At 38.5% G+C, this 7,061-nt stretch carries 6 protein-coding genes and 1 pseudogene; all 7 read left to right on the forward strand.

Annotated elements, in window-relative coordinates:
• The 7 genes and pseudogenes from DW915_RS13575 (at position 1) to DW915_RS13605 (ending at position 6,911) form a co-directional block, all read left to right on the forward strand.
• Positions 1–405, forward strand: a complete 405-nt coding sequence (locus DW915_RS13575) for a hypothetical protein (RefSeq protein WP_118742277.1) — start codon at positions 1–3, stop codon at positions 403–405.
• Positions 389–1,687, forward strand: coding sequence for a hypothetical protein (locus DW915_RS13580; protein WP_117509721.1), 1,299 nt, complete (start codon positions 389–391; stop codon positions 1,685–1,687). The genes DW915_RS13575 and DW915_RS13580 overlap by 17 nt, the downstream gene beginning before the upstream one ends.
• Before the next feature lie 9 nt (positions 1,688–1,696).
• Positions 1,697–3,184 carry a hypothetical protein gene (locus DW915_RS13585; protein ID WP_118742278.1) on the forward strand — a complete coding sequence of 496 codons (1,488 nt, stop codon included), beginning with the start codon at positions 1,697–1,699 and terminating at the stop codon, positions 3,182–3,184.
• A 440-nt stretch (positions 3,185–3,624) separates the two neighbouring features.
• On the forward strand, positions 3,625–4,485 hold the full coding sequence (locus DW915_RS13590) for an RES family NAD+ phosphorylase (RefSeq protein WP_118742279.1): 861 nt from the start codon (positions 3,625–3,627) through the stop codon (positions 4,483–4,485).
• Positions 4,486–4,549: 64 nt separating this feature from the next.
• Positions 4,550–4,960: pseudogene (locus tag DW915_RS13595) on the forward strand (hypothetical protein); the annotation flags it as partial.
• A gap of 20 nt (positions 4,961–4,980) precedes the next feature.
• Positions 4,981–5,670 carry a response regulator transcription factor gene (locus DW915_RS13600; protein ID WP_008120506.1) on the forward strand — a complete coding sequence of 230 codons (690 nt, stop codon included), beginning with the start codon at positions 4,981–4,983 and terminating at the stop codon, positions 5,668–5,670.
• Positions 5,646–6,911 (forward strand): sensor histidine kinase, encoded by a 1,266-nt coding sequence (locus DW915_RS13605; protein ID WP_118742280.1) that lies wholly within the window; start codon positions 5,646–5,648, stop codon positions 6,909–6,911. Before DW915_RS13600 ends, DW915_RS13605 begins: the two co-directional genes overlap by 25 nt.
• Positions 6,912–7,061 lie beyond the last annotated feature (150 nt).

Below are 7,061 nucleotides of genomic sequence, written 5' to 3' on the forward strand. Positions count from 1 at the left end.
TTGCCAATATTCCCTATCAGGACCAGAAGTGGCGTTGAGTATGTACCATATAGCAAGGACATTTATACCCACGATAATAAAGTTTCGGATAACGATTTCAAAATTCTAGAAACAAAGATTCTGAAATATGAAAGTGCGCAGGCAATAATTGGTCCTAATGATAGAATTAACGAACTTTCACAAGAAGTTTATGAAGCAAGATATCAGAATAATTTGATTGCGTACATTAGATCAAATAGAGATGTCAAAGAGAAAGCTTTTTATGTTCTTAATGAGTATAAGAACAATTTAACAAACTTCAGAAGATGTCATATTACTTTGAAAGGCATGATTTCAGAAATTCCAATGGAATTTATTAGTGGAAGCTATCAGACGGGTATTTGGATTAATGATTACACCAAATGAGAGGGCGGTGGCAGCTGTGGGACTATTAGAACCGATTACCCATAAAGAAGAAATAGAGAGCCTATTGAATGAGGCTCAATCAATGTATGATAACGCAAAAAATAAGTTTGAGTCACAGAAGAAACAGACAACTAAACGTTTGGAGAATCTAGGAAAAGTTAAAGTGAACGCTTGGGCAGAGGGGATGGATACTTTTGTGACTGCGTTTGGTACATTTAAAAATGTCGAGATGGATAGAAGAATCGATACTAACATGGAATTCATAGGTTCTGATGAAGAACCCAAGCAGATGCTTATGAATATTCAGAATGCATCTATGACGGCTAACGAAGTTGCTAAAGCTGGTTTTGCTGCTTTAGGAACAGGTGCATTGGTTGGTATCGCTTCTTACGGCGGAGCAATGATGTTTGGAACAGCATCAACAGGAACAGCTATTGCAGCCCTTTCTGGTGCAGCAAAAACTAATGCTACATTAGCTTGGTTTGGTGGAGGTGCCAAGGCAGCAGGTGGATTAGGAATGGCAGGCGGGAAGCTGATTCTTGCCGGAGTAGTTGTGGCTCCTATTGTAGCTGTGGCAGCAGTTATTGCAGGGGCTAAAGGAAAGGAAAAACTAGCAGAGGCTAAGAAGATACATGCAGAAGCAGAAGAAGCTGTATCACAGATGAATATAATGATAACTGGAATGGAAGGCATTGCAAAAATGTCCGATAACTATTCGAGTTTTATTAAGAAGTTAAATAGAATGTTTGCTCCATTCTTGCAGGAACTTGAGCGAATAAAAAATGCTCATCCAGTAGATGTGGATGGAATGATAGATTTTGACAGTTTATCTGTTGTTGAACAGAAAACGTTGCATGTTTCATGGCTAATGGCACAGGTATATTATCATGTATTGTCTACACCTATTCTTAATTCAAAGGGTGAGGTGTCAAAAGAGGCTAATGAGGCATTGAGTGCATCTACAAAGAGCCTTAAGCAGATAAAAAAAGATACATATACGATGGTTGCTGAAGAGGCACAGGTTGGTGACATTATATGGAAACCAGAAGCAAATAAAATACTTGTAGTTAATTTCTTTGCGGTAGGCATACTGATAGCTTTGGGATGTTTATCAATGAGTACGAGTGTCCTTAAGGGTATCTTATTCATACTATGTGGGGCTGTGGCTTTTCCTATATTTTTTAAGTTCAGAAGTCTTCCTGCTAGTAGGCTCTATACATGGCGCCTTGTAAGACTTATTGGAGCGATAGTTATAGCAATTGCAATTGCAGCATTACTGTAGGAGGTGCATATGTCGATTTTTAAGAAAGCGGCGAAAGACGCATCTAAAACAACAGGTAACTTAGTTGGTAATATGGCATCCGTGAACGCTCAAAATAGTACCAATGCAGCTGTTGATGGAATGGATTTATTTAGATGGAAAATGGGTACTTCTATTATTCAGAACGGTCATTTTGATCAGCAGAAAGGTAATCTGTTTGAGTATATTGAGGCCGCAAAATTCAATGCTGATGCAGCAGGGAAGGGGATGTCGGCTCGTGCAGTTGTCACAGATGTTTATGACCAAGGAGCAGCGGCAGATATATTAATCAAAGAAGGCGGCAAGGTACAGAAAGAGGTTCAGGCTAAATTTGTAAAGTCTTCAAATAAAGATGTAGAGAATAGTGCTGCAAGAAGTGTATTTGATCAGGCTGGTGGACAGAAGGGACACTGGGGCAAATATAAAGGCATGGACAGACTTATCCGTAAAGACGAACATTATAATGCTGAGGGCTCTATGTTAGATGAGGCAAAAAAACTGGCCAAAAGTAGAGCTGAATCAGGAAGTATACATGCAGAAGACTTTAAGGATGTTCACGAACATTTAACAGATGAATTGCATTATGGTGATGCTTCTTCGGGAGGAACTACTTTTGAAGAAGTTCAAATGGCATATGAATCGCCTGAAAAGTATGCAAAAGCATTTGAAAGAAAAGCAGTCAAAGCTGAAATGAAGTGTACAGCGGCCAATATGGCCAAGGCTAGTTTTGTAACAACAGGAATATTATCCGGGGTTACAAATATGTTTGAAGTATTTCAGGATAAAAAAGAACTGGCAGAGGCATTACATGATGTTGGAGCCGATGCAATAAAAGGAGCAGCAAGGGGTGGAGCAACAGGTGTTGTAAGTACGGCAATTCGATATAAAGGAATAAAAGCTGGAAGTGCTTTACTTAGTGATTCAGTTGCTGCAACAGTTATGGCGGGTGGAATTATTGATGGAGGAGTGGCACTTTATTCATATGCACGTGGAGAAATTGACGAGCAGCAACTTAAAGAGCAGTTAGTGGATACAACGGCTAAAGCTGCGACCACCATATATTTTACCAAGGCAGTCGGAGCTATTATGGGTTCTGCTGTAAATCCGATTCTTCCAATGGTTGTATATACTACAGCAAGTTATGTAGTTACGTGTACACGTGAAATCATCAAGAACGCAAAGCTTAATGCGGAAGAAAATGATAGGATAACAGCAATACTTCAGGAATCTATTCGTGAAATGAATGAATATCATGAAGAATTCAAACAGCATGTTGCTAAATGTGAAGAGCGTCAAAGACGGATGTTTGATCGTTTCATAGATACGTTTGAGTATAATCTAGAAACTGGAGAAAATTATGATCAAGCTTTATATGCGATTTGTCAGTTTGCGGACGAGGCTGGTATTGCTTTACAGCATGTTGTGTTTGACGAATTTAGTAATGCGATGAGATCAAAAGAAAGCTTTGTTTTAAAATAGATGAGAATCTAAGGAGGAAAGCGTCCGCCATCAATGGTGCTGTGAAACAGGAATGCAAAATATATAAGACAAAGTAGAGCCAGTAGCTGCATTGACATTTTCTATAGGGCAACGACCCTGCTAAAGGAGCATGAGCAGCATCCAACTATGGATAAGCAGAACGAAGGAATTTAGGACCCGTCAGAGGATGGTGATCCTGGTAGACATGAGAGGTTAGTTACTGTAGGTGGATTTGGGAAACAGGAAGGCCTTCATAAGAAGAAACAAAGACGTTTTATTTCTTGTACCTAAAATCATCAGAAATGGACTCCATGAAGTCACTTCATATCCAGAAAACTCTATTTTGTAGATATATGTAACTTATTAACTGTTCAGAAAAGTCAGTAAAATCAAGGCTTTTTGTTGAACATGCACTAAAAAGAATAGAGAGATGAAAAGAATTGCATTTTTTTGATTTTAGTGAAATTAAAAAAAACGAATCCTCAATTAAACGGACTTGGGGAGAGTACAGAGAGGCATTAGCTACAAAGAAAATTTCCTTTAATGATGTTGAAGCAGCAAAAGAGGAACTATTCTTAAAGACATATAATGATTTGTTTCATGACCATAATGGTATTAAATTGCAAACAAAAACTTTGGGGAGCATTGTCGGTATCCCTCTTGGAAGAGGCGCAAGATTAAAGGAAACAGAAATACCAGACTATGAAAGATTTTTACCTAAAAAAGAGTTTATCAATGAGGATAATCGATTTAGTCCAGCAGGAGTAGAATGGTTATATTTGGCTGTTGGTGATGGAAATACTAGAAGTGAATGTGCTAAAAAAGAATGTAGAATGAAAGCTGGAGAGCGGTTTGGCTTTTGTGATTTTCAATTATTAGACAATGTTCTTGGCCAGAAGATAGTTGATTTAACAATAGCTGATGCATTGTCATATGCTGATATCAATAATGAACTTGAAAAACATGGACAGAAACAATATAAACGAAGTTTAAAAATAGCTAAAGCAACGGGGTTGAATGTTCCAATTGATAAAAGTGCATTTAATGAAGCAATGACTAAATGGGGTGTGTTTACTTATTCTAAATTGTTGTCGCAACAAATATTTATTCCTTTGGGGGATGGAGTAGATAAATCAATAGAATATGCTCCTTTTCAGTCATTGGCGCAATACTTTATTTCACTAGGATATGCTGGAATAATGTATGGAAGTACGGTGTATCCGCAAGGAAAGAATCTTGTATTGTTTGATAAGAATATGGCAACACCGGTTGGCGGTATTGATATATCCGTTATAGTTTAGGTTGAGAGGTAGTCAGACACAGTTACCCGTTGTTGCAAATCTCAATAACCCCGTGGCTTTACCAACGAGCCATGTGGAAACGGTTGTTCTTTTGTCCCAACTGAAACAAAAGCCGGATGATTACATTAATGTCACGATTGAACTTGATGATATGGATATAACATCTGCAGAGACTAAGGCTACATATGATGAGATAAAGAAGTATGTGGCTGAACATAATGCCGGCATGAAGGTTTCCAATCTGTATATCTCACAGGTAAAGAGAAAATGCGGAATTGAGGTTGGAAAGAATTTGCGCGTTGCAACGAGGAGAATGGACTGCTTGCAGGGCAATTCGACGACTGCCGCGACAGACTTGGAACTTGTTCCAAGTCCTAATTTACCTAAAAATGAAGATAGCAGGCAACCGCAGTGTCCAGAAGATAAAGAGAGTGCAATTGTGGAGGCATTGAAGCATTTTAAGATGAATAGTTAATAAAGAGAGGTGCAGATGCTATGCCAGGTATACTCGTGGTTGAAGATGATGAAAATTTAAATCGTGGAATTACATTCTCACTGAAAAAATCCGGATATGAGGTTTTTTCAGCAGAATCAGTGAAAAAAGCGAAAAGAATTGCAAGTGATAATAATGTGGATGTTACCATTTGTGATGTGAATCTTCCGGATGGGAATGGACTGGAATTTGTAAGGTGGATGAGATGCAATTATAATACATACATTATTTGCCTTACAGCACTAGATCAGGAGATGGATCAGGTCATGGGATATGAAGCAGGGGCAGATGATTATATTACAAAGCCGTTTAGTCTTTCGGTACTTCTTTTGAAAATAGAAGCACATTTCCGCCGCAGACAGGAGAAAACGGAAGCCGGAAAGATGATTTCGGGAGATATCGTATTTATCGCAGGAGAAATGAAAGTCCTGATAAAGAGTCGTGAAATCAGTCTGACAAAAACGGAGTTGAAAATGCTGACTTTTTTTCTTCAGAATCCGAAACAGATTCTTTCAAAAACACAAATATTGGAAAATGTGTTTGATCTGGAAGGGGATTTTGTGGATGAAAATACAATCGCTGTCAATATCAGAAGACTCCGTGAGAAAATCGAAGACAATCCGGCTGCACCGGTCTATATAAAGAATATCAGAGGTCTTGGGTATATATGGAATCAGGAGGTAAGGCAGTGACAAAGAGATATCGCAAGAAGATTACAGTAGTGCTCTCCTTGGGATTACCTGTCATATTATTGTTTGCAATATTAAATTGCTTTACCACGTATGTGTTTTATGAAGATTATAAATATAAAATGAATCTTATGACAGAGATTGCTGCAAAGGAAGAATTTTCCGGGCTGGATGCTGTTTCGGAATTGCTTAAGGATAAGGATATTGAAACTAACGAACAGGGAAGGCGATTATTGGAGCAATATGGATACTGGGGGAATAAAGGGAATGCATTTTATTCGCAATTCCGGCATCAGGTTATGGTGACCGGTGCTGTAAGCACTGTGATATGCGTGCTTCTTTTGACTTTTTTACTTTATTGGAAGAAAAAAGAAGATGCGTGTCATCAGAAAATTTTAGACCAGTTGGAAGAAATTCTGATCAGATTCCGTGAAAATAAATTTGATGATTTACTGAAAACGGAAAATCATGCAGAACTGGAAAAATTGAATGACCAGCTTGAAGCAATCGGACATCATATTCAGTTGATAAAGGAAGAAGCAAGGGCAGAAAAGGAGAACACGAAAGAAATGGTTTCTGATATTTCTCACCAGTTAAAGACACCGGTTGCAGCTTTGGATACATGTTTTAGTGTGCTGATGCAGAATGACTTAAGTGCCACAGAACAGGTGGAGTTTCGTATCCGTTGTCGGAGTGCTCTGGATGGACTGGAGACGTTATTGCAGTCGCTTCTTGAAATATCCAAGATGGAAACTGGACTGATTCAGATTAATAAGAAAAAACTTCCGCTTATGGATACTGTCATATCTGCTGTGAACCGCACTTATCCTAAAGCGGATGAGAAAGAAATTGAATTCGTTTTTGACTATGAAAAAGAGCTGGAAACATGCACGATTATGCAGGATAAAAGGTGGCTTGGTGAAGCTGTGATCAACGTTCTGGATAATGCGGTCAAGTACAGTCCGTGTGGTTCAAAAATATTTATCCGGTTACAAAAAAGAAACTATTTTGTAAGAATGGAAATTGAGGATCAGGGAATTGGTATTCCGCAGAATGAGTATCACAAAATTTTTCAACGATTTTACAGAGGAAGTTCCAAGGAGGTCATGGAAAAGAGTGGTACAGGAATCGGACTTTTTCTATCGAGAGAAATTATCGAAAAGCACGCAGGTATGATTACGGTAACCTCCGGCAAAAAGAAAAAAGGAAGCACGTTTGTGATTCAATTACCATATGTTGGTTAAATTTTAAGTGAGCAGAAATCTTACAATTCTGTAAGATTTCTGCTCGTTTTTTGAAAGTGAAATGAAAGATTGTCCTGATACAATTTGGATGTGCATATTCCGCAAGAACTGCGCATCCGTTCCAGAGGAACGGAGCGCCATTCCGCTTCA

The organism is Blautia sp. AM42-2 (assembly GCF_003480245.1).
GTDB classification, from domain to species: domain Bacteria; phylum Bacillota; class Clostridia; order Lachnospirales; family Lachnospiraceae; genus Fusicatenibacter; species Fusicatenibacter saccharivorans.